The following is a 23,358-nucleotide window of genomic DNA, read 5'->3' as shown; positions in this document are numbered from 1 at the left end:
CCGCCCGTTGTCGGCATCCGGCGGTAGGTTGGCCGGTCGTGGAACAACGGGCGCTGGGGCGCAGCGGCCTGGTCGTCTCCCGGCTGGCGCTGGGCACCATGACCTGGGGCCGGGACACCGACGAGGACGAGGCCGCGATGCAGCTCACCGCCTTCGTCGACGCCGGCGGCACCCTGGTCGACACCGCCGACGTCTACTGCGACGGCGACAGCGAGCGCCTGCTGGGCCGGCTGCTGGCCGACGTCGTGCCGCGGTCGGAGGTGCTGCTGGCCACCAAGGCCGTGGGCCGCACCGGCCCGGGCCCGCTGGGCCGCGGCGCCTCCCGCGGGCACCTGCTCGCCGCCCTCGACGGCTCGCTGCGCCGCCTGGGCGTCGACCACGTCGACCTGTGGCAGCTGCACGCCTGGGACGACGTCACGCCGCTGGAGGAGACGCTGGCCGCCTGCGACGCCGCCGTCGCCTCGGGACGGGTCCGCTACGTCGGGGTCAGCAACTACACCGGCTGGCAGACCGCGCAGGCCGCCACCTGGCAGCGCGCCTGGCCGGGACGCACGCCGCTGGTGAGCACCCAGGTCGAGTACTCGCTGCTGCAGCGCGGCGTGGAGCGGGAGGTCGTGCCGGCCGCCGAGGCCCTGGGCCTGGGCGTGCTGCCCTGGTCGCCGCTGGGCCGCGGGCTGCTCACCGGCAAGTACCGCTCGGCGACGCCGGAGGGCTCCCGCGGCGCCTCCCCGCAGTGGGCCGGCTTCATCGACGACCTGCGCTCGGCCACCGCCGACCGCATCGTGGAGGCCGTGGTCACCGCCGCCGACGGCCTGGGCACCACCCCGCTGGCGGTGGCGCTGGCCTGGGTGCGCGACCGGCCCGGCGTCGTCGCCCCCGTGGTGGGCGCCCGTACCGCCGCGCAACTGCAGGAGTCCCTCGACGCCGACGCCGTCCGGCTGCCCGCGGCCATCCGCACCGCGCTCGAGGACGTCTCGGCGCCCCACTTCTCCTACCCCGACCAGCGAGCCGCCCGGTGACCTCCCCCGCGACCAACGCCTCCCCCGCCGCCTCCCCCGCCGCCTCCCCCGCCTGGCCCGACCCCGTCTTCGGCGCGTTCTGCACCGCCGGCCTCTGGCCGGGCCTGGGCAAGCGGGCCGTGGCCGAGCTGCCCGGCGCCGGCATCACCTCCCCCGACGACGTCACCGCCGCGAAGCTGCTGAAGATGCCGCGGGTCGGCAAGCAGCGCGCCGAGCGGCTGTTCTCCTCGTTCCTGTCCGCGCAGCCCACCTACTCCGTCGTGGAGCTGCTGGTGAAGGCGGGCCTCGACGCCAAGCTCGCCTCCTCGGCCGCCGACGCGCTCGGCGACGACGCCGCCCGCCGGCTGCGCGACGACCCGTGGGCGCTGCTGGGCCTCTCCGGCGTCAAGCTGCACGACGCCGACCGGCTGGCGATCTCGCTGCTGCCCGGCGCCGACCGGCAGGACTCCCGCCGCGGCCGGGCGATCGTCGTCATGACCCTGCGGACGGCCTCGCGCGACGGGCACACCGTGCTGCCGGCCGACCTCGTCGTCGCCGCACTCCGGGCCGAGGGCGTGGCCGACCCGGCGGCGGCGATCGTCGCGGCGGTGGAGAGCGGCGACGTGCTCGACCACGAGCCGCCGGAGCCCGAGTGGGACGAGGACTCCGAGGAGGAGCCCCCCGAGCCCGACCCGGCGCTGCGGATGCTGTCGCTGGGCCGCTTCGGGATGGCCGAGGAGGCCGTCGCCGAGGGCGTGGCGCGGCTGGCGGCCACCGCCGAGCGGATCGCCGACCCGGCCGCCGTCCGCTCGGTGAGCAAGGGCCTCGACGAGGCGCAGAAGCAGGCCGTGGCGCAGGTGCTCGGCGCCGGCGTCTCGCTGCTCACCGGCGGGCCGGGCACCGGCAAGAGCCGCACCGTGGCCGCCGTCGTCCGGCTGCTGAAGGCCAAGGGCACCGAGGTGGCGCTGGCCGCCCCCACCGGGCGGGCGGCCAAGCGGCTGGAGGAGCTCACCGACCACCCGGCGGTGACGGTGCACCGGCTGCTGCAGGCCCAGGGTTTCGGCGGCGGGTTCGCCCGCAACGAGGAGTGGCCGCTCGACGCCGACGTCGTCGTGGTCGACGAGGCCTCGATGCTCGACGTCGAGCTCACCGCCGCGCTGCTGGAGGCCTGCCCCGACGGCACGCACCTGCTGCTGGTCGGCGACCCCGCGCAGCTGCCCTCGATCGGGCCCGGGCACGTGCTCGGCGACCTCATCGACTCCGGCGTCGTCCCGGTCACCGAGCTCACCACGCTGTACCGGCAGGCCGAGGGCGGCGCGATCGCCCGGCTGGCCTCGGCGGTGCGCACCGGCGAGCTGCCGCCGGTCGACTCCCCCGACCGCGAGGTCGTCGTCGTGCCGGCGTCGGGCAGTGGCGAGGCGGCGCGGCGGGTGGTGCAGCTGGTCACCGACTCGATCCCGCGCGCGCTGGGCATCGACCCGCGCAACGTGCAGGTGGTGACGCCGGTGCACCGCGGGCCGGCCGGCACGATCGAGCTGAACCGCGCGCTCAAGGAGCGGCTCAACCCCGGCGACGGCACGGTGCTCGGCTTCGACGTCGGCGACCGCGTGGTGGCCACCGCCAACCACCTCGACCTCGAGCCGATCGGGTTCGCCAACGGCGAGGTCGGCGTGGTCACCGGCACCGGCGAGGGCTCGCTGACCGTCGACTTCTCCTCCGGCCCGGTGACGGTGACCGGCGACGCGCTGCCCGACCTCAAGCACGGCTGGGCGATCACCGTGCACCGGGCGCAGGGCTCGGAGTGGCCGGGCGTCGTCGTGGTGCTGCCGCCGGAGGCCGGCGGGATGCTGTCGCGGCCGCTGGTCTACACCGCGCTCACCCGGGCGCAGCAGCACCTGTCGATCGTGCACGCGTCCGGCGCGGCGCTGGCCCGGGCGGTGCGGGAGGTCGACGTCCGGCCCCGCCGCACCCGCCTGGCCCCGCTGCTGCAGGAGAACCTGGGCTCCTGACCCGCCTTCGTAGCGCTATCGGCCCCTCAGTCGCGGCGGCTGAGGCCGGCTCGCAGCGCGCAGAGGAGCTGCGCGGTGGCCGGCTGGACCTGCCCGGCGCAGGTGAGCGGGCGCGGGAAGGGCACCCGGACGTCGCGGTGCCCGGCGGCGCCTTCGATGCGCAGCCGGTAGCCGAAGCGGTCCAGGCCCAGCGGTCGCACCCGCTCCCCCGCCAGCACCGGCACCCCGCTGCGGGCGACGGCGCTGCCGAGCAGGGCCAGCACCTCCGGGTGGTCGACGTCGAGGTGGCGCAGCATCCGCTCCTCGACCGCGGCCACCGGGTCGGGGCGGGCGGCGGCGTAGTCGGCGGGCGAGATCTCGGCGCACCCGCCGCCCTCGCGCAGCACGACCTCGGCGAGGTCGAGGCGCAGCAGGACGGCCGCGCCGCCGACGTCGAGCAGCGCCTCCTCGGGGCGCACCTCGGCGAACGCGACGGCGGCCGCGCGCCGGTCGGCCTCGGGGACCGGGGTCAGCCAGCCCGAGAGCCACAGCGTCGCGCGGACCGGGTCGCGCAGCGGCACGGGCGCCCGGTCGCTGACCATGAGCAGCGCGCTGACGTCGCGGTCGGGGGCGGCCTCGAGCGCCGCGGCGACCTCCCCGTCGCCCGGCACGAGGACGAGTACCTGGCCGGCGGCCGTGGTGGCGTGCGCGATCGGGCGGCCGGGGTCGCGGCCGGCCACGCAGACGGCGGCCGCGGCGCGGGTGGCCACCGTGCGGGCGCGCTCGGGAGCGGCGGCGACGGACGGCGCCTGCGGACCGTGCGTGGTGGTCATGACTCCCCCTCGGGTCGAGTTAGGGCAGCCTAACCACATCTCGTCCGGTGTGGACAGTCGTCAGGCCCCGGAGTTCGCCGTCACCGCCCGCCGGAGGTTGCGCCGCACCAGCAGTGGCAGCAGCGCCACGTTGGCTCCGGCCCCGGCTGCCAGCAGCAGGAGCAGGAACGACACCGGGCCGGCGTCGAGCACCAGCGCGAGGACGACGCCCGCCAGCACGCATCCCCCGGCCAGCGCCAGGACGACGGCGGCGGCGCGCTCACGGCCGGCGTGGCGGGCGCGCTGCTCGTCGACGGCGGCCAGGGTGCTGCCGGCCCAGTCGGCGGCCGCCGGGCGCAGCGACTGCGGCGCGGCCCGGCCCCGGGTCACCGCCTGCTGCACCGTGTCGGCGTCGGCCGGGGTGAGCCGGTGCCGGGCGACCACCTCGGCGCGCAGGTCGCGCCCGGCCGGCCCGCGCAGATCGGCCCAGAAGCGGCGCCCGGCCAGCGACCAGGCCAGCAGCGGCAGGGCGAGCGCGACGAGCAGGAGCAGCACGAGGGCGAGGGGCACCCGACGATCATGGCCGGGGCGCCGCGCCCGGCCCCACCCCGGTCAGCCGGCCAGCAGCGGGCGGAGGTGCGCGTGCGCCCAGCCGGCGAGCGTTCCCGGCGTGGTGGTCAGCGCGGTGCGCGGCTGCTCCGGCACGAACCCGCCGGACAGGCCCTGGGACATCCCGACGACGGCGTCGGCCTGCCGCGGCGTGAGCCCGGCACCGAGCAGCACCGCCCGCAGGTCGCCGGCGGTCACGTGCTCGGCGCGGACCTCCCGGCCGACCGCCGCGCCGACGACCGCCGCCACCTCGGTCCAGGTGAGGTCGGCCGGACCGTGCACGGCCTGCACCCGGCGCCCGGTCCATCCGCCGGCGAGCAGGCGGGCGGCGGCGACCTCGGCGACGTCGCGCGGGTCGACCCAGGGCATCGGCCGGTCGAGCGGGAACGGGGTGGCCAGCACCCCGGCGCCGCGCAGCGCGTCGACGTCCATCAGCAGGTTGGTGGTGAAGTAGCCGCAGCGCAGGTGCAGGACCGGCGCGCCGGTGGCGTCGAGCGCCTCCTCGACGCGGGCGAGGCCGTCGATGTCGCCGGCACCGGTGCGCAGCTCGGCGCCCACGCTGCTCTGGAACACCGTGCGCCCGATCCCGTGCTCGCGCACCGCGCGGGCGGCCTCCTCCCCCAGCGCGGCGGCCGCGGCCACCGGGTCGTCGGCGCCGGTGGGCGGGACGACGAGGTACAGCGCGGTGGCGCCCTCGGTGCCGCGCAGCAGGGCGCCGGCCTCGGCGAGGTCGGTGGGGACGGCGTCGACCAGCGGGCGCAGGCCCTCGGGCAGGCGGGCGGGGTCGCGCAGCAGGACCCGCGGGCGGACGCCGGCCTGCACGAGCAGCCGGGTCAGGTGCGCGCCGACGTTCCCGGTGGGGGTGGTCACCACGATCGTCATGACCGGGGTCTACCGGGCGGCACCGACAGGTTGGCGCAGGATCGTGCGCAGCCGCGCGGGCGCGGTCCGGCGGGCGTCGCTGAGGTAGATCTCGTGGTGCCGCAGCCGCATCGTGAACCCGTGCTCCGGGATGAACCGGTTGTGCATCTCCTCGAGCAGCGGGCCCTCGTCGTCGTAGGAGCCGACGTGCAGCGCCTGCACGCAGGTGCCCTCCGAGAGGGCCTGCAGGCGGACGTCCGCCAGGCGCTCGGGCGCGCCCTTCGCGGCGACCGCCGCCACGGCGTCACCGACCAGCGCGTCGGGCACCCGGTCCGGCACGGCGATCATCGCCGTCCAGTCCCACCGCGCCTTGTCCCGCGCCACGGTGAAGGCGTCCATGTCCGCGGCCGACCACGTCGCCTCCAGCGGCGGGACGACGTGGTCCCGCCCGAGCTCGCGCCGGGCGAGGGCCCGCAGCGTGTAGGCGACGGGGTAGAGCGCCCGCAGCGCGGCCTGCCACGCCTCGGTGTTCGGGTCACCGTGCCCGTCGACGGCCAGGTACCGCAGGTCGGGGACCTCGACGACGCGCGGCCGGCGCCCCGCGCGGTAGCAGTCGAGCTCCCGGCGCAGGTCGACCCGCACGGGGTCAGACGCGGTCGTCGTCGTCGTAGGGGACGTCGGCCTCCTGCTCGAGCACGTCGGCCTCGTTGGCGTCGAGGTCGCCCACCGAGCGGGGGCTGCCCGCCTGGCCGGGCGCGGTGGCCAGCTGCTGCTCGAGCGCGTCGGCCTCGTTCGCGTCGACGTCGCCCACCGGTCCGGCGTCGCCCGCGCGCGAGGGCCCTGCCGGCTCGAGGAGGGCCTCCTGCTCGGCGCGGTCGGCGTCGCTGGCGGTACCGGGGTCGGTCACGTCGTCCTCCTCCGTCGCGGATCGGTCCGGCGTCCATCCTGCCGCCCGGGGCACGCGGCGGCAGAGTGGGCAGCGGCGGCCCCGGCGGCGAGCGGGTGACCGGCAGGTGTCGGCGTGGCAACATCGGTCGGGTGAGCGCGGTCGCCGACTGGGAGTACGCGCCGCTGCGGATCCCGCCGGGCACGTCCCGTTCCGCAGCGGCGACCATGCTGAGCCTCCAGGCCGACGTCGGCGGGTGGGAGCTCGCGCGCCTGCAGCTGCACGCCGACGGCACCCGCCAGGCCGTGCTGCGGCGCCGCGCGCGGCTGTCCTACCTGCCGATGCCGGTCACCTGACCCCTCAGGGCACCAGCACCACCGTGCCGCGGGAGGCGATGGCGGCGAGCGCCCGCGGCGCCTCCTCCAGCGGCAGCACCTGCCCGACCAGCGGGTCGACCACCCCCTCGGTGGCCAGCCGGACGAGCTCGTCGTGGGTGCGGGCGACCACCGCCGGGGCCCTGCGCCGGTACAGCGCCCAGTGCAGGCCGACGACGCTGTAGTTCTTGACCAGCGCGTGGTTGGCCGGCGCCTCGGGGATGCGGCCGCTGGTGAACCCGACGACGAGCAGCCGGCCCTCGAAGGCGATGCAGCGCCGGGAGCGGTCGAAGACGTCGCCGCCCACCGGGTCGTAGACGACGTCGGCGCCCTCGCCGCCGGTGAGCTCCTTGACCACCGGCACGAAGTCCTCGGCGGTGTAGTCGACCACGTGGTCGGCGCCGAGCTCGCGGCACACCTCGGCCTTGTGCGCGCCGCCGGCGGTGGCGATGACCGTCGCCCCGGCGGCCTTGCCGAGCTGGATCGCCGCGGACCCGACGCCGCCGGCGCCGGCGTGCACGAGCAGCACCTCCCCCGGCCGCAGGTGCGCGCGGTGGTGCAGGCCGACGTGCCCGGTCTGGTAGGTCACCCACATCGCCGCGGCCTTCTCGTCCGACAGCGTGTCGGGCACCGGCCAGGCGTCCCCGGCGTCCATGACCGCGTACTCGGCGAAGGCACCGGCGCCTCCGGCCGGCGGGCCGATCACCCGCCGTCCGTCCTCGGTCTCCCCGCACAGCTCCATGCCGGGCGTGAAGGGCAGCGGCGGGCGCTCCTGGTACCTCCCCTGCGCCACGAGGACGTCGGGGAAGTTGACCGCCGCGGCGCGGACGCGCACCAGCAGCTGCCCCTCGCCGGGCACCGGCCGCTCGACGTCCTCCAGCCGCAGCACGTCGGCGGGCTCGCCCAGCTCGTGCACCCGCCAGGCGCGCATGCGCCCGCTCACCGCATCGACGGCGGCCGGAGGGCCTCCGGGACGACGGCGGTCTCGCCGGTCGGCGTCTTCGCGCTCGGCACGCCCTTGAACCGGTAGGGCACCGTGCCCACGCCGGGCTGGATGACGTAGGCGGCGCCGGGCTCGCCGTCGGTCCACGCCATGACCATCGCGTCGGCCACCTCGGCGGCGGGGATCACCGGGAAGCTCGCGGCCTCGAACTCGTGCCGGATGCGGTCGATGATCGCGGTGTCGGCGAAGCCGGGGCAGATCGCGGTGATGGTGATGCCCTCGCGGGTCAGCCGCGGCGCCATCGACCGGACGAAGGCGATCGCCCCGCCCTTGGCCACGCTGTAGCCGGGGTCGGTGGCCATGGGCGAGAGGCCGGCCAGCGACGCGGTCACCACGATGGCGCCCCCACCGGCCCGCTTGATGGCCGGCCGGGCGGCCTGCACGCCGTAGACCACGCCGAACAGGTCGATCTCCACCACGCGCATGAACTCGTCGAGGTCGAGGGCGTCGTCGCTCTTGGCCGCGGAGATGCCGGCGTTGAGGTAGGCGGCGTCGAGCCGGCCGTGCTGGGCCTCCACCTGGGCGATGACGGCCTCGTTGGCGGCGCGGTCGGCGACGTCGAGGGCGACGAAGTGCGCGCCCAGCTCCTGCGCCACCGACCGGTTGCGCTCGGTGTCGAGGTCGGCGGCGACGACGGTGACGCCGCGGTCGCGCAGCTTGGTCGTGAGGGCGCGGCCGAAGCCGCCGGTGCCCCCGGTGATCAGCGCGACGGAACCCGGGCCGGGAGGTGTGGGAGAGGTCACCCGGGCATCACACCACGGCCGCCGGGACGGCCAGCGCGCGGTCGACGGCGGCGGTGACGTGCAGGCGCGCCGAGGGCAGCAGCGGCACCGGGGAGTCGTCCGGCCCGAGCAGGAGTTCGAGCTCGGTGCAGCTCAGGGCCACCGCCTGCGCGCCGCGGCCGGCCAGCCGCGCCACCACCGCGCGCAGCTCCGCCCGGGTGCCGTCGGACAGCACGCCGCGGCACAGCTCGCCGAAGATGGCGGCGTCGACCCGCGCGACGTCGTCGTCCGGCGGGGTGAGCACCGTCAGCCCCCGCGCGGCGAGCCGGTCGCGGTAGAACGGCTCGCGCACGGTGCCGGCGGCGCCGAGCAGGCCGACCACCGGGCCGGGCGCCGCGGCGGCCACGGCGTCGGCGATGTGCAGGAACGGCACGGTGAGCCCGGCCTCGATCGCCGGGGCCACCTTGTGCATGTAGTTCGTGCAGAGCAGCACCAGGCCGGCGCCGGCGTCCTGCAGTGCCCGCGCCTCGGCGGCCAGCAGCGCCGCGGCGTCGTCCCAGCGGTCCTCCACCTGGCAGGCGCGCACGGCCCGGAAGTCGAGGCTGCGCACCAGCAGCGAGGCGCTGGCCAGGCCGCCGAGCCGGTCGCGGACCAGCTCGTTGGCCACCCGGTAGTACAGCGCCGTCGACTCCCAGCTCATCCCGCCCAGCAGTCCGATCGTCTCCATGCCCCCAGGCTGGCGGCCCGCGACCTCCCCCACCAGACCGCGGGATCGACCACCGGACCCAAGCGCTGCTTGGATGTCGGCCGTGGACTCCCGCCGCCTGCTCGTCTTCCGCGAGGTCGCGCACGCCGGATCGCTGTCCGGCGCCGCCCGCGCCCTGGGCTGGACCCAGCCCGCGGTGAGCCAGCAGGTGAAGCGGCTGGAGGCCGAGACCGGGACGCCCCTGGTCGTGCGCGAGGGCCGCGGCGTCGCGCTCACCGAGGCCGGGCGGCGGCTGCTGCGGCACGCGGAGGCGATCGCCGACCGGCTGGCGGCCGCCGAGCAGGACATGGCCGCGCTCACCGGGCTGGCCGGCGGCACGGTGCGGATCGCGGCGTTCCCCACGGCCGCCGCGGTGCTGGTGCCGCCGGCGCTGGCCGCGCTGCGGGAGCGGGCGCCCGCCCTGGAGGTGCACTTCGCCGAGCTCGAGCCGCCGGAGGCCGAGGCCGCGGTGCGCGAGGGCGCCGCCGACCTCGCCGTCGTCTTCCGGCACGAGGACGACGGCGACGACGTCCCCGGCGACCTGCTGCGCGAGCCGCTGACCCGGCACCCGGTGCAGGCCGTCGTCCCCGCCGGGTCGCCGACCCCGGCGTCGCTCGCCGACCTGCGCGAGCAGCCGTGGATCGCCGGCTGCGCCCGCTGCCGCCGGCACCTGCTGCGGTGCGCGCGGCGGGCCGGGTTCGCCCCCGACGTCCGCTTCGCCACCGACGACCACGTGGTGGTGCAGCGGCTGGTGGCCCGCGGGCTCGGGGTGGCGCTGCTGCCGAGCTGGGCGCTGGCGGTCAGCGCGCAGCCGGGCGTGGCCGCCGTCGACCTGCCCGACGTCGACGGCCGGGTGGTGGAGACCCTGGTGCGGCCCGACGCCCGGCGGGTGCCCGCCGTGGCCGCGGCGCTGGAGGCGCTGCGCGCGGCCTGCTGAGCGTCAGGCGCCGCGCAGGAACCGGTCGAGCACCCGGACGCCGAACCGCAGCGACTCCACCGGCACCCGCTCGTCGATGCCGTGGAAGAGCGAGGCGAAGTCGAGGTCGGCGGGCAGCCGCAGCGGGGAGAAGCCGAAGCAGCGCATGCCGAGGCGCTCGAAGCTCTTGGCGTCGGTGCCGCCGCTCATGGTGAACGGGACCGGGCGGGCGCCGTCGTCCTCGGCCTTGAGCGCCTCGACCATGAGGTCGACGAGCGGGCCGTCGAACGTCGTCTCCACGGCCTGGTCGTGCACGATCCACTCCCGCTGGACGCCCTCGCCGATGAGGCTCGCGAGCTGCCGCTCGAACTCCTCCTCCTGCCCGTGCAGGAAACGGCCGTCGACGGTGGCGCTGGCGGTGCCGGGGATGACGTTGGTCTTGTAGCCGGCGTCGAGCATCGTGGGGTTGGCCGTGTTGCGCAGCGCCGCGCCGATCATCCGGCTGATGCTGCCGAGGCGGGCGAGCGCCTCCTCGGGCTCGTCGGGGTCGATCTCGATGCCGTAGGCGTCCTCGACGGCGGCGAGGAACTGGCGCATCGGCGGGGTGAGCACGGTGGGCAGCCGGGTGGAGCCCAGCCGGGCGACCGCCTGGCAGAGCCGGGTGACGGCGTTGTCGTCGTGGACGAACGAGCCGTGCCCGGGCCTGCCGCCGGCGGTCAGCCGCATCCACGCCAGGCCCTTCTCGGCGGTCTGCACGAGGTAGAGGCGCAGGTCGTCGCGGACGGTGATGGAGAACCCGCCGACCTCGCTGATCGCCTCGGTGCAGTCGGCGAACAGGTCGGGGTGCTCGTCGACCAGCCAGCGGGCGCCGAGCTTGCCGCCGGCCTCCTCGTCGGCGACGAACGCGAGCACGACGTCGCGCGGCGGCTGTACGCCGGCGCGGGCCCAGTCGCGCACCAGCGCCAGGACCATCGCGTCCATGTCCTTCATGTCGACGGCGCCGCGGCCCCAGACGTAGCCGTCGCGCTCCTCGCCGGAGAACGGGTGCACGCTCCACTCGGCGGGGTCGGCGGGGACGACGTCGAGGTGGCCGTGCACCAGCAGCGGCGGGCGGCTGCTGTCGCTGCCGGGGATGCGGGCGACCAGGCTGGCCCTCCCCCGCTCGGACTCGAGGATCTGCGAGCCGATCCCGACCTCGTCGAGCTTGCCCGCCACCCACTCGGCGGCCGCGCGCTCGCCGGCGCTGGTGGCGGTGTCGCCGGTGTTGGTGGTGTCGATCCGGATCAGCTCGCTGAGCAGTTCGGCGACCTCGGACTGCGCCTGCTCGGGTCCTCGCTCCACCCGCGCGAGCCTACGGGCCCGGGTCAGCCGGCGAGCAGGTCGAACAGGGCGCTGCCGCCGAGCACGCCGGCGGCCGCGCAGACGGCGTAGCCGGCCCACCACCACGCCCGGCGTGTCACCGGCCGGCCCCCTCGCCCAGGGTGGCGGCCTTGGCCGCGCGGAACTCGGCGTCGGTGAGCGCGCCCGAGGCGTGCAGGGCGGCGAGGCGTTCGAGGCGGCCGGTCAGGTCGCGCGGGTCGTCGCCGCCGGGCAGGTCGGGCCCGGCGCTCACCCGGGAAAGGCGGTGGTCGCGCAGGTGCGGGTACTCGGTGACGACGGGCGGCGGGCCGGCCTGCGCCCGGCGGGTGCGGCGGGCTCCGCGCCAGGCGCTGGGGAGGAGCAGCAGCGGCGCGGCGCCCATGAGGACGAAGACGACGCCGCAGACCAGGCAGCCGGGGCTGATGCCGTCGGCACCGGGCGGCGGGTCGAACCCGTCGTCGAGGAAGTTCCACCCGAGGGTGAGGAACAACGCCGGCCAGCCGAGCAGGACGGGGTTCGGCGCGTGCGCCCGCCGGGCGCCCCACCAGGTGCCGCCGAGGAACAGCGGGACGAGGACGAACAGCAGGCCGATCGTGGCGCCGGTGCCGTCGGGGCAGGGCTGGGCGGAGACGTACGGGCCGCCATCGGCGCACGACCCGCCGACGGCGGTGACCGACCGCATGAGCCGGGACAGCACGGTGATGGCCGCGGCCCCGGCGGCGACGCCGAGACCGAGGACGACGGCCCCGGCGACGCGGCGCGCGGACCAGGCGGGCGGGGCGTCCGGCGGGGGCACGGCGGGCAGGCTATGGGCGCGGGCGTCCCCGCGGGAGGGGGTCGGGCCTCCGACACGGCGGGGTACCCCTGCGGGCCGGCGGGACCCGTCGGGTAGTCTCTGTCTCGCACTCGTCCGGGTGGCGGAATGGCAGACGCGCTAGCTTGAGGTGCTAGTGCCCTTTATCGGGCGTGGGGGTTCAAGTCCCCCCTCGGACACAGCACCGCCCCGGTGTTCCTGCAGGTCAGGAGCCCGGGGCGCTGTCACGTCCGGGGTCCGATGGCCGTCGTGAGCTCGCGCCTGGCGAGCCGGGCGGGCGCGAGGACCTTTCCGCACCCGGAGGTCCCGCGGCATGATCACCGTCGAGCCTCCGCACACCGGGGGCACGTGCGGCCAGGAGGCCCTCGCGCATGAGCACGGCGACGACCCCGACGGTGGACGACGACGAGGGCCCCGTCGTCACCGGGCAGGACCTCGTGGGCCCCTCCCCCACCGGCGTGGTCACGGCCGGCGACGTCGGGCCGGCCCCTGCGACGCGCGCGGCCTCGGGTGAGGGAGCCGCGTCCGTCCACCCGGTGCACCGTCACCCGGCGACGGCGTGATGGACCTCGACGGCCTGCGGCGGATCAGCCTCTTCGACGGCACCGACGACGACCAGCTGCGGGCCCTGCTGGACGTGGGCACCGAGGTGTCCTTCGCCGCCGGGGACGTGGTCTTCGAGGAGAACGCCCCCGCCCGGCACTGGTGGGTGCTCCTCGAGGGCAGCGTCGAGCTCCTGCGACACGTGGGACGCGACGAGACGCAGCTCGGTGTCATGGACGTCCCGGGACGATGGGCCGGGGGCTTCCGCGCCTGGGACGAGCACGGCGCCTACCTCGCGACCGGACGGGCCCGGACCGCCGGACGCGTGCTCCGGGTGGCCGCCGACGACCTGCGTCGCCTCTGGGCGCCCCGCTTCCCCCTGGGCCTGCACCTCGTCGAGGGGGTGTCCCGGTCGGCCCGCAGCTACGAGTCGATGGCACGGCAGCGGGAGGCGCTCGCCGCCCTGGGCACCCTGGCCGCCGGGCTCGCGCACGAGCTCAACAACCCCGCCGCCGCGGCGACGCGCGCCGTCGACGCCCTCGGCGAGGCCCATGCGGGGCTGCTCTCCTCCCTGCAACGGCTCGCGGCGTCGCCCATCCGCGCCGACCAGTTCACCCGCATGGACGCTCTGCGTCTGGAGTTGGGCTGCGAGCAGGCGCTGGAGAGCCCCCTGGCCCGCGCCGACAGGGAGGACGCGCTCGCGGACTGGCTGTCCGCGCGGTCGGTGCGGCAGGACTGGGTCCTGGCCCCCGTCCTCGCGGGCGCGGGCGCGGACGTGGACTGGTGCGAGCGGGTCGCCGACGTGATGGGGCGCGAGTCGCTCGAGGCGGCGCTCGAGTGGGTGGCCGGCACCCTGGCGGCGACCGGCCTGCTGGACGAGGTGAAGGAGTCGACCCGGCGCATCTCCGACCTGGTCGCGGCCGTGAAGTCCTACTCCCAGCTGGACCGCGTTGCGATGCAGGCCACCGACCTCGCGGAGGGACTGGAGAGCACCCTGGTGATGCTGACCCACCGGATCCCGCCGGGCGTCACCGTGGTGCGGGACTACGGCCCCGACGTCCCGACCATCCACGCGCTCGCTGCGGAGCTGAACCAGCTGTGGACCAACCTCGTCACCAACGCACTCGACGCCATGGACGGGAGCGGGACGCTCCGCGTCTCGACGCGGCGGGAGCACGGTGCGGTGGTCGTGGAGGTCGGCGACACCGGCGTCGGGATGACGCCGGAGATCCAGCGGCACGCGTTCGATCCCTTCTTCACGACGAAGGGCGTGGGCGAGGGCACCGGCCTCGGCCTGGACATCTCCCGGCGCATCGTCGACCGGCACCGGGGCGACATCGGCATCGTGGTGCAGCCGGGCGAGACGGTGCTGCGGGTACGGCTACCGATCGGGAGCACCGAAGCCACCCCCGGATCGGCGGTCGGTACGGCAGGCTGAGCCGTGCGGGTGACGGAGCACCGTGCGCTCCGGTGCCCCGAGGTGTGCGGAAGTACCGTGTCCCCCCTCGGACACCACCAGATGGTCCATCGCCCGCATCCCGGGCCTGCACCAGGCCGCCGTTGTCTCGATCAACCGATGGCCACCGTCCCGGGCGTCTCGGGCACGGCAACCACCCCGCCGGCTCCCGCTGCCGGGCGTACCGGTTCCCGGTCCGACGGCCCTGTGATGCCGGCGTCGCCCAGCGACTGTCGATCGCTGGTGCCGAACGCGTGGCCGTCCGCCGAGGAAGCGGTCGCGGCCGACCGCTTCCTCGGGCGCTGCCTCAGCGCAGTCCGGCGATCCCGAGGCCTCCTGCTGGATCGGAGGACGGACGGTAGCGTCCGCGAGGTGACCGGCACGGAACCGGTGCTCCGGGAACCCGGCCCGCGGCGAGCGCTGAGGACCGTGGGCGCGCTGGGACTGGCGGTCCACGGGTTGGTGCACCTGATGGGTGTCGCGCTGCTGTGGCGGTGGGGCGAGCCCGGTGAGCTGCGGTACGCGGACGTGCATCCGGAGGCCGGCTCTGTTGCCGGGATGGCTGTCGGCGGGATCTGGCTGGTTGCCGTCGTGCTCTTCCTGCTCACCGCGGGACTCCTGGCCGCGCGTCGGCCGACCTGGCAGCCGGTCGGCTTGCTGGCCTCGCTCGTGTCGATCGCTGTGCTCCTGCCATCGGCGTCCATCGCCTGGGCCGGGCTGGTCGTCGACGCGGCGGTGCTCGTCGCCATCGCCCTCGCCGTCGCATCCGCCCACCGGCAGCCGCGACCCGTCGCCAGGAGCGGCCGATGACCCCTCCCCCGGCCCCGAGGTCCGCCCGCAGGGTCCGGTCCGAGTGGGACCGGCTGGCCGGACGGGGCAAGCCCGCGGAGACCTTCGATCCTGCGACGGTGGCCGACCTCCCCGAGGCAGCCCGCCGGTGGCTGGTCCACGCGATCGCCACGGGGACGCCGCTGTGGCCGTCGGTGGTCCTCACCATGCACGGGCAGATCCGGCTGGGCGCGTGGCGGCCGTTCACCGCCCAGCAGGTGCTCGCCCCTCCCCACGGCTTCGTCTGGGCCGCGACGGCCCGCCTGTTCGGCCTCCCCGTCACCGGCTTCGACCGGTACAGCTCCGGCACCGGACAGATGAACTGGCGGCTCGCGGGGCTGATCCCCGTGATGACCGCGACCGGGCCCGACGTCACCCGGAGCGCCGCCGGCCGACTCGCCGGGGAGATGGCCCTGGCGCCGACCACCTTCCGGTCCGCCACCTGGACGCCGGGCTCCGACGAGGACCACGCCGTCGTCACCTGGCGGATCGACGAGCACGAGGAGAGCGCCGAGTTCCACGTCGCTCCCGACGGGCGGCTGCTCGGCGTGCTCATGCAGCGCTGGGGCAACCCCGGCGGCGAGCCCTTCGGCCGCAACCCGTTCGGGGTGACGATCGAGGCCGAGGACACGTTCGACCGCATCACCATCGGCTCCCAGCTGCGTGCGGGGTGGTGGTGGGGCACCGACCGTCAGGACGAGGGGGAGTTCTTCCGCGCCACCATCACCGGCGCCCGCTTCCGCTGACTCGCCGACCATCGTGTCGGCGCGCTCGTCCAGTCCCTGCTCGTCCACGGCACAGCAGGTGCCGCCCTGGCGGTGCTGGCCGTCGGTCTGATCCGGTTGACCGCCCATCGGGTTGGGCGCCCCGGTCCCGTCCTCGTCGCCGGTGTGACGGCGGCCGTGCTGTCCTGGGTGCAGGTGGCGCTGCTCGTGGTCCTGGTCGCCGGGCTCGACGGCGGCGACCCCGATCGGACCTCGGTCCTGCGGGCAGCCATCGACCGGGTGGACGGCGTCAAGCTGGTCACGCTGGCCGTCCCCGCCGTCGCAGCGACCGTCGCCGCCCGCCGGGCCGGGCTCGGCCCGCGCTGGCTGGCGCTCGTGGCACGGGCTCTGGCGCCGCTGCTGCTGGCCGGCGCGATCTCGTTCGTCGTCACCTCGCCCCTGCTGACGGCGACGCTCTACGTCGGTCTGCCGCTGCTGCTGCTCGTCGTGGGCGGCACCGGGATCGCCGCGTGGCGACGAGCCCGGTGCCGACGCGTGGACGGTCCGCGGCGCTCGAGCGGATCGACCGGTGGCGGTCAGGCGTCCCGGCGGCGGAGCGACACCGGGACGGCGATCAGGGGCACGAGGGCGTAGGCGGCGATGACGAGCACGCCGGTCAGCGGGCTGAGGTCCTTGCCCTCACCAGGCGCACGTCGGGAGGCAGCCGCTCGAGGAGGAAGGCGAGCCGGTCGTGCACCTCGCGCGCGGCGATGACGCGGTAGTCGTCGAGGACCAGCACCACGTCGTCCGACAGCGCGTCGAGCTCGTCGACCAGGGTGGCGAGCACCTCGTCCAGCGACGCGTGGGGCTCGGAGAGGAGTGCCAGGGCTCGGTCGCCGACCCGGTCGACGGCGGTCTGCAGGGCCGCGATCAGGTAGGTCCAGAAGACGACCGGATCGTCGTCCCGCTCGTCCAGTGCGAGCCAGGCGATCCGTCCGGCGGGTGTGGCCGCCAACCACTCCGTCAGGAGCGTGGTCTTCCCGAACCCTGCGGGGGCCGGGACCAGCGTCAGAGCTGCGTCCCCGCGGCTCAGGCGCTCGATCAGCCGGCTTCCGTACCGGCGTCCTCGCGGCGCGGTGCGGCGCGGACACGGATGCGCTCCCCCTGTCTGCCGAGCAGGCTCAGCACCTCCACCACCTGGTCCTCGGCCGGGCCGAACCAGTGCGGCAGCCGTGTGTCGAACTCGGCGGCCTCACCCGGACGGAGGGTGAGGTCGTGGCCGGCCAGAACGAGCCTGACACGGCCGGCCAGCACGTAGAGCCACTCGTAGCCCTCGTGGGTGCGCAGCTCGGGTTCGCCCGGCTCAGGTGGGATGACCGTCTTCCAGGCCTGGATGCCTCCCGGGTGCCGGGTCAGCGGGACGACGACCCGCCCGTTTCGCTGACGCGGGGCCAGCCGGACGCGGGGATCGCCGAACTCGGGCGCGCCGACCAGCTCCTCGAGCGGGACCCGGTGCGCCTGGGCGATCGGCAGCAGCAGCTCGAGGCTGGGCTTGCGCTGACCGGCCTCCAGCCGGGACAAGGTGCTCTTGGAGATGCCCGTCTCAGCGGCCAGTTCGGTCAGCGTGACGTTGCGCCGCGTCCTCACCCGTCTGAGGCGCGGCCCGACCTCCGCCAGGGCGGCCGCGATCGGCTCCGAGTGCTGCACCCCGCCACCCCACCAGCCGTTCCCGGGAACGGCAACGAACCTTGGGCTCGGACTGCCGTCCGGCGAACCCTTCGCACCGGAGGTGATCGCCATGGAGGCGGAGGTCTACGACGTGGTCGTGGTCGGCGGCGGTGCGGCCGGCCTGAGCGCGGCACTGGTGCTCGGAAGAGCTCGGCGACGGGTCGCGGTGGTCGACGGCGGAGCGCCCCGCAACGCCCCTGCCGCGCACGTGCACGGGTTCCTGTCCCGCGACGGGATGCCCCCGGCCGACCTGTTGGTCGCCGGACGGGCCGAGGTGACCGGGTACGGCGTCGACCTCGTGCAGGACCGGGTGACCGGGATCGATCCCGGCTTCTTCGTCCGGCTGGCCTGCGGCCGGGCGCTCCGGACCCGGCGCATCCTGCTCGCGACCGGGGTCCGCGACGAGCTGCCGGACATCCCCGGCGTGCGCCGGCGGTGGGGCCGGGACCTGCTGCACTGCCCGTACTGCCACGGGTGGGAGGTCCGGGACCAGGCGATCGGCGTCCTGGGCACCCAGCCCGGCGCGGTGGAGCACGCGCTCCTGGTCCGTCAGTGGTCCGAGGACGTGGTGTTCTTCCCCCACACCTCCGTCCTGACCGAAGGCGAACGCAACCGGCTCCGTGCCCGTGGGATCCCGCTCGTGTACGGAGAGGTGACGCGGCTCGTCGTCGCGTCCGACCGGCTGGCCGGCGTCGAGCTCGCCGACGGCCGGGTCATCGCCCGGACCGCGGTCTTCATCCGGCCGCGCAACGTCCCGCACGCTGACGACCTGCCGAGCGGGCTGGGGTGCGAGACCGACGACAGCGGCTTCGTCCGCGTCGATCCCACCGGACGGACCAGCGCCCCCGGGGTGTGGGCGGCCGGCAACGTCGTCGACCCCCGTGCCCAGGTGATCGCGTCGGCCGGCGCCGGCAACGCCGCGGGGGTCGCGATCAACGCCGACCTGGTGCAGGAGGACGTCGACCGCGCACTGGACACTCATCACGCCACCGGCGCCGTCTTCACGGCGGCGATGGAGGCCGAGCTCACCGCCACCGTCCTCGGCGAGCGCCGACACGGGTTCTGAGCCCCGCCGCCGCAGCGACCCCCACTCCGCCGCAACCCCATGACGCCGTCCGAGGACGGCCCGCACGGAGGAGCCACCATGCCCACCGGTCCCCTGCCCTCTGACCCTGCACCGATCCCGCCACCCTCGCGGCACCAGCTCGCGCTGATGATCTGGCTCGCGGTCCTCCCGACCCTCACCGTCCTCAACCTGGGACTCAGCAGCCTGCTGGAGGGGACGCCGACGGTCGTGCGCACCTCCGTCGTCGCCACGATCGCCGTGCCGATCGTCATGTACGGCCTGATGCCACGCCTGCACCGCCTGCGCGTCCGGCTGGTGACGCGACGGGCCGCCTGACCCGTCGTCGCCCGCCGCACCCCTCAGGGCGGACCACCGGGGACCGCGTGCGGCTCCCGGCGCATCAGCCAGGTACGGGGACCTCCGTCGGGCAGGTCCACGACCGCGGTCTCCTCGAAACCGAGGCGTCGGTAGAAGCGCCGGTTGCGTGCGGCGCTGGTCTCCAGGTGCACGGGGAGGCCGGCCTGGTCCGCCCGGCTCAGCCCGGGGGCGAGCACCTGCCCACCTCGTCCGCTCCCCTGCCGGCCCGGCGCCACCCCGACGCTGGCCAGGACGACGTGGTCCCCGGTCGGCCGGTGGGGGGCCAGCGTGGCGTCGGCCGCGGCGGCAGCCCCCGCCCGGTCGCCCGCCACCGCGGCGGCTGCCGGTCCGACGTCCGCCCACACCGCCGCGGGCACGGCGGAGGGACGGAACCAGACGGCCACGGCTGCGAGGCCCTCCTCGGTGACGCCGAGGTCGACCTCGCCGTGGGGCAGGGCGACCGCCGCGAGATAGAGGCGCTGCAGCTGGGTGAGCCGTCGGACGTGGTCGTCGGGGTCGACCGTCCAGCGCGTCCAGGCGTAGCCGGTGAAGGCACCAGCGAGGACCTGCGCGGCGGCGGGGAGGTCGTCGCGGGTGGCGGGGCGGACGTGCACCGTCGTCTCCTTCTCCTGTGGGACGGGGCTCACCGGGCCTGCACGGTGAACGGGGCGGTGATCACCGAGCCGTCGGCGAGGCGGAACTGGCCCCAGAGCCGGTAGGTGCCGGCGGTGGGGAACTCGGCGTGCACGTCGAGTTCGGGCCCGAACTCCTGGCCGGGGAGCGCGAAGACCGGCCGTCCGGAGCTGTCCTCGACCTCGGCGTGCTCGTGGGCGAAGGTCTCCCCGTCCGCCCGCATGACCACTACATGCCCAGCGGCGGCCAGGTAGGGCTGCAGGTCGTCGATCGCCTCGCCGGTGCCGGCGTCGGTGATCGAGAAGTGCAGGTCGCTGCGCCCGCCGGCCTGGGCCCGGCCCTCCAGCTCGACGCGGACGCCGTCCAGGACCACCGTGCGCGGCCCCTCGGTCAGGACCACGGGCGCGGGGGCATCCCCGTCGACGGTGACGACCTGCCGCTGGTGGACGTCGCCCATCTCGCCCTGCCGGCGGAACTCGGTGTTCACCAGGTAGCGGCCCGCGGTCGGGAAGGTGAGGTCGACGGCGAGCTGCCCCGGCCGGCCGGTGGGCTGCGGGTGCACGTGGGCGAAGGTGCCCAGGTCCTCGCGGGTGGCGATGAGGTGCATCCACGCCTCGTGGCTGCGGACGACGTCCTCGATCGGCTCACCGGAGTCGGCGTCGACGACGGTGACGACGACGCGGGTCGGGTCGCCGGGGCGGGCTTGCGCGGGCACGTCGAGGCGGACGTCGACCCCGGCGTCGGCGGCGTCGACCGGCGGCACCTCGGCGGTCATCATCACGCTCATGGCCGGGCGCATCGGCATGCCGGTGCCCTGCATCCACGCCAGCGTGCCGTTCATGCCGCGCTCGGCGAAGTCCATCCGGCTGACCGCGGTGAGCCCGGCGCCGAGTGCGAGCGCCACGACAGCCACTGCGGTCAGGTAGGCGTACTGGCCGATCCGGGCGCGGAGCGGCGGGTGCAGGATCTCGGCCACCGTGGCCGGCCGGCGGAACCGGCGCAGCCGGAGGGCGTTGGTGAGCACGCTGACCGAGCTCATCGCCATGGCGGCGCTGGCCAGGACCGGGTCCAGCAGCAGCCCGTCCCACGAGTACAGGGCACCGGCGGCGACGGGGACGAGCAGCAGGTTGTAGCCGAAGGCCCAGGCCAGCCCCTGCTTCATGGTGGTCACGGTGCGCCGGGAGAGCGCGATGGCCGAGACGATGCCGCGCAGGTCGCCGCCGACGAGGGTGATGTCGGAGGCGGCGATGGCGACGTCGGCGCCGGTGCCGATCGCGATGCCGACGTCGGCGGCCGACAGCGCGGCGGCGTCGTTGATGCCGTCGCCGGCCATGGCCACCACGTGGCCCTGCTCCTGCAGCTGGCGGACCTTCGCCGCCTTGTCGGCGGGCAGGACCTCGGCGAGGACGTGCTCGATGCCCACCTGGCCGGCGATGGCGCGGGCCGTGGCGGCGTTGTCGCCGGTGAGCATCCACACCTCGACGCCGAGGGCCCGCAGCTGGGCCACGGCCTCCGCGGACTCCGGCCGGATGGTGTCGGCGACGGCGAGGACGGCGGCCGGCCGGCCGTCGACGGCGAGGAACACCGCAGTCCGCCCGGCGCCGGCCGCGCGGGCGGCGGTGCCCTCGAGGCCGGTGACGTCCACCCCGCGGGCCGTCATCAGCGCCCGGTTGCCGACCAGCAGGTGCCGGTCGCCGACGACGGCGTCCACCCCGTGGCCCGGGACGGCCTCGAAGGCGCGCAGCGGGGGCAGCGTGAGGCCGCGGTCGGCGGCGGCCGCGACGACCGCCTCGGCGACGGGGTGCTCGCTGCCGGTCTCGGCGGCGGCCACGAGGGCCAGGACGTCGTCCTCCCGCCAGCCGACGGCGGTCGTGGTCGACGTCAGGGCCGGCCGGCCGCGGGTGAGGGTGCCGGTCTTGTCCAGCACGACGGCGGTGACCCGGCGGGCGGTCTCCAGCGCGTCGCCGTTGCCGACCAGGATGCCGAGCTCGGCGGCCCGGCCGGTGCCGACCATCACCGCGGTCGGCGTGGCCAGCCCGAGGGCGCAGGGGCAGGCGATGATGAGCACGGCGATGGTGGTGCCGATCGCCATGGTCAGCCGCCCCGTGCCGGGGCCGAGCAACGCCCACGCGGCGAACGTCGCGGCGGCCATCACCAGCACCATCGGGACGAACCAGGCCGAGACCCGGTCGGCCAGCCGCTGCATCGGCACCTTCGCGCCCTGGGCGTCCTCGACGAGGCGGACGATCTGCGCCAGCGCGGTGTCGGCGCCGACGGCGGTCGCGCGGAGCACCACGGTGCCGGTGCGGTTGAGGGTGGCGCCGATGACGGTGTCCCCCACCCCCTTGTCCACCGGCAGGCTCTCGCCGGTCAGCATGCTCTCGTCGACGGCGGTCGCGCCGTCGGTGACCACGCCGTCCACGGGCACCTTCTCGCCGGGCCGCACGCGGACCAGATCGCCGACCACGACGTCCTCGACCGGCACGTCGACCTCCGCGCCGTCGCGCAGCACCCGGGCCGTCGGCGGCGTGAGCCCGACCAGCGCCGTGATGGCCGCGGCGGTCCGCTTCTTCGCCCGGCCCTCCATCCACCGGCCGGCGAGCACCAGCGCGAGGATGACCAGCGAGGTCTCGAAGTAGACGTGCAGCGGCAGGCCCCAGCTCTCGGCGGCCGCCGGCCAGAGGGTGACGAAGGCGCTGTAGGCGTAGGCGACCCCGGTGCCGAGCGCGACGAGGGTGTTCATGTTCGTCGAGCGGTGCCGAGCCGCCGCCCAGGCAGCGGCGTAGACCTCCCGCCCGGCCCAGAACTGCACGACGGTGGCGACGACGAGGATCGCCGGCATCAGCCAGTCCATGGTGTCGATGTGGAGCGGCACGTACATCAGGCCCATCAGGCCGAGCCCGACGGCGAGGGTGACCTGCCACTTCCGCTCCAGGGCGGCGAGCTCGGCGTCCCGCCCGTCCGGGCCGTCGCCGTCCTCGGCCGCGGGCGGGGTCGGCTCCTGCGCCGCCCGCCGCGGGGTCGCGCGGTAGCCGGCGCGGGTCACCGCGGCGGTCAGCTCCTCGAGGCCGACCCGGTCGGGGTCGAAGCGGACGGTCGCCACCTCGGTGGCCAGGTTCACCTCGGCGGCGGTCACGCCGTCGAGGCGGTTCAGGGCCTTCTCGACCCGGCCCACGCAGGAGGCGCAGGTCATGCCGCCGATCTCCAGCGTGCACGCGGCTGTGGGCGGTGCGGTCGTCGTCATCGCGGCTCTCCTGGTCGGTGAGAAGCGGGCGAGGGCTCGAGCCCCGGCCCGGGGACGGGTCGGTCGGACCGGCGAGATCGCCGGGTTCAGCCCCGCGCGGCGGCGGCGTAGGCGGCCGGGGTCCAGGCGGCCAGCACCTTGGGCCGCAGGGCGGCGCCGAGGCGGCGGTAGAAGCGCTGGGCGCCGACGTTGTCGGTCTCCATCCCCCAGCGGATGACCAGCTGCTCGGGCGCGGCCAGGGCGGCGAGGGCGCCCATCAGCCGCCGGCCGACCCCGGCGTCGCGGCAGCCGGGGCGTACGTAGAGGTCGTCGAGGGCGAGGACGTCACCGCCGGTCCACAGGTGCAGCTGGCGGACGGCGGACACGTAGCCGACCGGGGCGCCGTCCCGCTCGGCCAGCAGGACGACGACGTCGGGGCGGGCCAGCAGCGTCCGCCACTGCTCGACGTCGACGTGCACGTGCGCGGACTGGTCCTCGTGGGCGGCGATCTCGCCGACCATCGCGGCGACGTCAGGGGCGTCGGCCGGCGCGGCCCGCCGGATGGTGACCTCGGTGGTGGTGGGGACGGACATGCGGAGCTCCTGGGAGTGGGGTGCGGGCGAGGGCGTGGGGGGGGGGGGGGGGGGGGGGCGCCCCCCCCCCCCCCCCCCCCGCCCCCCCCTCCGCGCCCCCCCCCCCCCCCCCCCCCCCCCCCCCCCCCACCCACAACCTA

26 protein-coding genes and 1 tRNA gene are annotated in these 23,358 nt (G+C 76.2%); 12 read left to right on the top strand and 15 right to left on the bottom strand.

The window, feature by feature from the left end; all coding sequences use genetic code 11:
- Nucleotides 1–38 precede the first annotated feature (38 nt).
- Together ACI79X_RS21290 and ACI79X_RS21285 are read left to right on the top strand one after the other, a co-directional pair.
- Entirely contained in the window at nucleotides 39–1,019 is a 981-nt protein-coding gene (locus tag ACI79X_RS21290) for an aldo/keto reductase (RefSeq protein ID WP_457027414.1), read from the top strand.
- Complete coding sequence (locus ACI79X_RS21285; RefSeq protein ID WP_457027413.1) at nucleotides 1,016–3,007, top strand: AAA family ATPase; 1,992 nt, start codon at nucleotides 1,016–1,018, stop codon at nucleotides 3,005–3,007. Before ACI79X_RS21290 ends, ACI79X_RS21285 begins: the two co-directional genes overlap by 4 nt.
- 26 nt (nucleotides 3,008–3,033) lie before the next feature.
- On the opposite strand, the gene ACI79X_RS21280 is transcribed toward ACI79X_RS21285, so the two are convergent.
- The 5 genes from ACI79X_RS21280 to ACI79X_RS21260 are packed head-to-tail and all read right to left on the bottom strand — an operon-like array spanning nucleotide 3,034 to nucleotide 6,175.
- Nucleotides 3,034–3,819 carry a DUF2470 domain-containing protein gene (locus ACI79X_RS21280; RefSeq protein ID WP_457027412.1) on the bottom strand — a complete coding sequence of 262 codons (786 nt, stop codon included), beginning with the start codon at nucleotides 3,817–3,819 and terminating at the stop codon, nucleotides 3,034–3,036.
- Between the two features lie 60 nt (nucleotides 3,820–3,879).
- The gene (locus ACI79X_RS21275; RefSeq protein WP_457027411.1) at nucleotides 3,880–4,368 is read right to left on the bottom strand and encodes a hypothetical protein; all 489 of its coding nucleotides are present in this window, start codon (nucleotides 4,366–4,368) and stop codon (nucleotides 3,880–3,882) included.
- Between the two features lie 42 nt (nucleotides 4,369–4,410).
- On the bottom strand, nucleotides 4,411–5,289 hold the full coding sequence (locus tag ACI79X_RS21270) for an NmrA family NAD(P)-binding protein (RefSeq protein ID WP_457027410.1): 879 nt from the start codon (nucleotides 5,287–5,289) through the stop codon (nucleotides 4,411–4,413).
- A 9-nt stretch (nucleotides 5,290–5,298) separates the two neighbouring features.
- Nucleotides 5,299–5,910 carry a GyrI-like domain-containing protein gene (locus ACI79X_RS21265; RefSeq protein WP_457027409.1) on the bottom strand — a complete coding sequence of 204 codons (612 nt, stop codon included), beginning with the start codon at nucleotides 5,908–5,910 and terminating at the stop codon, nucleotides 5,299–5,301.
- Between the two features lie 4 nt (nucleotides 5,911–5,914).
- Entirely contained in the window at nucleotides 5,915–6,175 is a 261-nt protein-coding gene (locus ACI79X_RS21260) for a hypothetical protein (RefSeq protein ID WP_457027408.1), read from the bottom strand.
- A gap of 131 nt (nucleotides 6,176–6,306) precedes the next feature.
- On the opposite strand from ACI79X_RS21260, the gene ACI79X_RS21255 reads away from it, so the two are divergent.
- Nucleotides 6,307–6,510, top strand: coding sequence for a DUF5703 family protein (locus ACI79X_RS21255; RefSeq protein WP_073419896.1), 204 nt, complete (start codon nucleotides 6,307–6,309; stop codon nucleotides 6,508–6,510).
- Nucleotides 6,511–6,514: 4 nt separating this feature from the next.
- On the opposite strand, the gene ACI79X_RS21250 is transcribed toward ACI79X_RS21255, so the two are convergent.
- The 3 genes from ACI79X_RS21250 to ACI79X_RS21240 are packed head-to-tail and all read right to left on the bottom strand — an operon-like array spanning nucleotide 6,515 to nucleotide 8,980.
- Nucleotides 6,515–7,471, bottom strand: coding sequence for an NADPH:quinone oxidoreductase family protein (locus ACI79X_RS21250; RefSeq protein ID WP_457027407.1), 957 nt, complete (start codon nucleotides 7,469–7,471; stop codon nucleotides 6,515–6,517).
- Nucleotides 7,468–8,274 carry an SDR family oxidoreductase gene (locus ACI79X_RS21245; protein ID WP_457027406.1) on the bottom strand — a complete coding sequence of 269 codons (807 nt, stop codon included), beginning with the start codon at nucleotides 8,272–8,274 and terminating at the stop codon, nucleotides 7,468–7,470. The genes ACI79X_RS21250 and ACI79X_RS21245 overlap by 4 nt, the downstream gene beginning before the upstream one ends.
- 7 nt (nucleotides 8,275–8,281) lie before the next feature.
- Nucleotides 8,282–8,980 carry an aspartate/glutamate racemase family protein gene (locus ACI79X_RS21240; protein ID WP_457027405.1) on the bottom strand — a complete coding sequence of 233 codons (699 nt, stop codon included), beginning with the start codon at nucleotides 8,978–8,980 and terminating at the stop codon, nucleotides 8,282–8,284.
- A gap of 82 nt (nucleotides 8,981–9,062) precedes the next feature.
- On the opposite strand from ACI79X_RS21240, the gene ACI79X_RS21235 reads away from it, so the two are divergent.
- A complete protein-coding gene (locus tag ACI79X_RS21235) occupies nucleotides 9,063–9,935 on the top strand; it encodes a LysR family transcriptional regulator (protein WP_457027404.1) in 873 nt (290 codons plus the stop codon).
- Between the two features lie 3 nt (nucleotides 9,936–9,938).
- Here ACI79X_RS21235 and ACI79X_RS21230 read toward each other — a convergent pair whose 3' ends face one another.
- Together ACI79X_RS21230 and ACI79X_RS21225 are read right to left on the bottom strand one after the other, a co-directional pair.
- Entirely contained in the window at nucleotides 9,939–11,255 is a 1,317-nt protein-coding gene (locus ACI79X_RS21230) for a M20/M25/M40 family metallo-hydrolase (RefSeq protein WP_457027403.1), read from the bottom strand.
- 115 nt (nucleotides 11,256–11,370) lie between these two features.
- Nucleotides 11,371–12,069: an SHOCT domain-containing protein gene (locus tag ACI79X_RS21225; protein WP_457027402.1), complete on the bottom strand. Its 699-nt coding sequence runs from the start codon at nucleotides 12,067–12,069 to the stop codon at nucleotides 11,371–11,373.
- Between the two features lie 112 nt (nucleotides 12,070–12,181).
- On the opposite strand from ACI79X_RS21225, the gene ACI79X_RS21220 reads away from it, so the two are divergent.
- The 6 genes from ACI79X_RS21220 to ACI79X_RS21195 all read left to right on the top strand — a co-directional run bounded on the left by ACI79X_RS21220 (nucleotide 12,182) and on the right by ACI79X_RS21195 (nucleotide 16,272).
- A tRNA-Leu gene (locus tag ACI79X_RS21220) sits at nucleotides 12,182–12,266 on the top strand.
- Nucleotides 12,267–12,458: 192 nt separating this feature from the next.
- Nucleotides 12,459–12,650, top strand: coding sequence for a hypothetical protein (locus ACI79X_RS21215; RefSeq protein ID WP_457027401.1), 192 nt, complete (start codon nucleotides 12,459–12,461; stop codon nucleotides 12,648–12,650).
- The gene (locus ACI79X_RS21210; protein ID WP_457027427.1) at nucleotides 12,650–14,068 is read left to right on the top strand and encodes an ATP-binding protein; all 1,419 of its coding nucleotides are present in this window, start codon (nucleotides 12,650–12,652) and stop codon (nucleotides 14,066–14,068) included. Before ACI79X_RS21215 ends, ACI79X_RS21210 begins: the two co-directional genes overlap by 1 nt.
- Nucleotides 14,069–14,458: 390 nt before the next feature.
- The gene (locus tag ACI79X_RS21205) at nucleotides 14,459–14,896 is read left to right on the top strand and encodes a hypothetical protein (protein WP_457027400.1); all 438 of its coding nucleotides are present in this window, start codon (nucleotides 14,459–14,461) and stop codon (nucleotides 14,894–14,896) included.
- On the top strand, nucleotides 14,893–15,660 hold the full coding sequence (locus tag ACI79X_RS21200; protein WP_457027399.1) for a DUF6544 family protein: 768 nt from the start codon (nucleotides 14,893–14,895) through the stop codon (nucleotides 15,658–15,660). The genes ACI79X_RS21205 and ACI79X_RS21200 overlap by 4 nt, the downstream gene beginning before the upstream one ends.
- A gap of 144 nt (nucleotides 15,661–15,804) precedes the next feature.
- Nucleotides 15,805–16,272, top strand: coding sequence for a hypothetical protein (locus ACI79X_RS21195; RefSeq protein WP_457027398.1), 468 nt, complete (start codon nucleotides 15,805–15,807; stop codon nucleotides 16,270–16,272).
- Between the two features lie 22 nt (nucleotides 16,273–16,294).
- Here the strand turns inward: ACI79X_RS21195 and ACI79X_RS21190 are convergent, their stop codons facing one another.
- Nucleotides 16,295–16,633, bottom strand: coding sequence for a hypothetical protein (locus ACI79X_RS21190; protein ID WP_457027397.1), 339 nt, complete (start codon nucleotides 16,631–16,633; stop codon nucleotides 16,295–16,297).
- An 86-nt stretch (nucleotides 16,634–16,719) separates the two neighbouring features.
- Nucleotides 16,720–17,418, bottom strand: coding sequence for a helix-turn-helix domain-containing protein (locus tag ACI79X_RS21185; RefSeq protein ID WP_457027396.1), 699 nt, complete (start codon nucleotides 17,416–17,418; stop codon nucleotides 16,720–16,722).
- Between ACI79X_RS21185 and ACI79X_RS21180 the strand changes: the two genes are divergently transcribed.
- Together ACI79X_RS21180 and ACI79X_RS21175 are read left to right on the top strand one after the other, a co-directional pair.
- A complete protein-coding gene (locus ACI79X_RS21180) occupies nucleotides 17,417–18,412 on the top strand; it encodes an NAD(P)/FAD-dependent oxidoreductase (RefSeq protein WP_457027395.1) in 996 nt (331 codons plus the stop codon). The two genes, ACI79X_RS21185 and ACI79X_RS21180, sit on opposite strands and share 2 nt — an antisense overlap.
- 78 nt (nucleotides 18,413–18,490) lie before the next feature.
- On the top strand, nucleotides 18,491–18,748 hold the full coding sequence (locus ACI79X_RS21175; protein WP_457027394.1) for a hypothetical protein: 258 nt from the start codon (nucleotides 18,491–18,493) through the stop codon (nucleotides 18,746–18,748).
- Nucleotides 18,749–18,771: 23 nt separating this feature from the next.
- Here ACI79X_RS21175 and ACI79X_RS21170 read toward each other — a convergent pair whose 3' ends face one another.
- From ACI79X_RS21170 to ACI79X_RS21160, 3 genes are all read right to left on the bottom strand, one after another.
- Nucleotides 18,772–19,416 (bottom strand): GNAT family N-acetyltransferase, encoded by a 645-nt coding sequence (locus ACI79X_RS21170; RefSeq protein WP_457027393.1) that lies wholly within the window; start codon nucleotides 19,414–19,416, stop codon nucleotides 18,772–18,774.
- Nucleotides 19,413–22,646: a heavy metal translocating P-type ATPase gene (locus ACI79X_RS21165; RefSeq protein WP_457027392.1), complete on the bottom strand. Its 3,234-nt coding sequence runs from the start codon at nucleotides 22,644–22,646 to the stop codon at nucleotides 19,413–19,415. The genes ACI79X_RS21170 and ACI79X_RS21165 overlap by 4 nt, the downstream gene beginning before the upstream one ends.
- Before the next feature lie 86 nt (nucleotides 22,647–22,732).
- Nucleotides 22,733–23,218, bottom strand: coding sequence for an N-acetyltransferase family protein (locus ACI79X_RS21160; RefSeq protein WP_457027391.1), 486 nt, complete (start codon nucleotides 23,216–23,218; stop codon nucleotides 22,733–22,735).
- Nucleotides 23,219–23,358 lie beyond the last annotated feature (140 nt).

This window comes from Geodermatophilus sp. SYSU D01119 (genome assembly GCF_054049975.1).
The sequence above is the reverse complement of the archived record's forward strand: the minus strand, read 5'-3'. Positions and strand labels throughout refer to the sequence as shown.

Coding starts and splice junctions, on each gene's coding strand:
- ACI79X_RS21215 (WP_457027401.1), top strand. CDS start 12,459: ATGAGCACGGCGACGACCCCGACGGTGGACGACGACGAGGGCCCCGTC.
- ACI79X_RS21210 (WP_457027427.1), top strand. CDS start 12,650: ATGGACCTCGACGGCCTGCGGCGGATCAGCCTCTTCGACGGCACCGAC.
- ACI79X_RS21180 (WP_457027395.1), top strand. CDS start 17,417: ATGGAGGCGGAGGTCTACGACGTGGTCGTGGTCGGCGGCGGTGCGGCC.
- ACI79X_RS21185 (WP_457027396.1), bottom strand. CDS start 17,418: ATGGCGATCACCTCCGGTGCGAAGGGTTCGCCGGACGGCAGTCCGAGC.
- ACI79X_RS21175 (WP_457027394.1), top strand. CDS start 18,491: ATGCCCACCGGTCCCCTGCCCTCTGACCCTGCACCGATCCCGCCACCC.
- ACI79X_RS21270 (WP_457027410.1), bottom strand. CDS start 5,289: ATGACGATCGTGGTGACCACCCCCACCGGGAACGTCGGCGCGCACCTG.
- ACI79X_RS21165 (WP_457027392.1), bottom strand. CDS start 22,646: ATGACGACGACCGCACCGCCCACAGCCGCGTGCACGCTGGAGATCGGC.
- ACI79X_RS21160 (WP_457027391.1), bottom strand. CDS start 23,218: ATGTCCGTCCCCACCACCACCGAGGTCACCATCCGGCGGGCCGCGCCG.
- ACI79X_RS21240 (WP_457027405.1), bottom strand. CDS start 8,980: ATGGAGACGATCGGACTGCTGGGCGGGATGAGCTGGGAGTCGACGGCG.
- ACI79X_RS21280 (WP_457027412.1), bottom strand. CDS start 3,819: ATGACCACCACGCACGGTCCGCAGGCGCCGTCCGTCGCCGCCGCTCCC.
- ACI79X_RS21200 (WP_457027399.1), top strand. CDS start 14,893: ATGACCCCTCCCCCGGCCCCGAGGTCCGCCCGCAGGGTCCGGTCCGAG.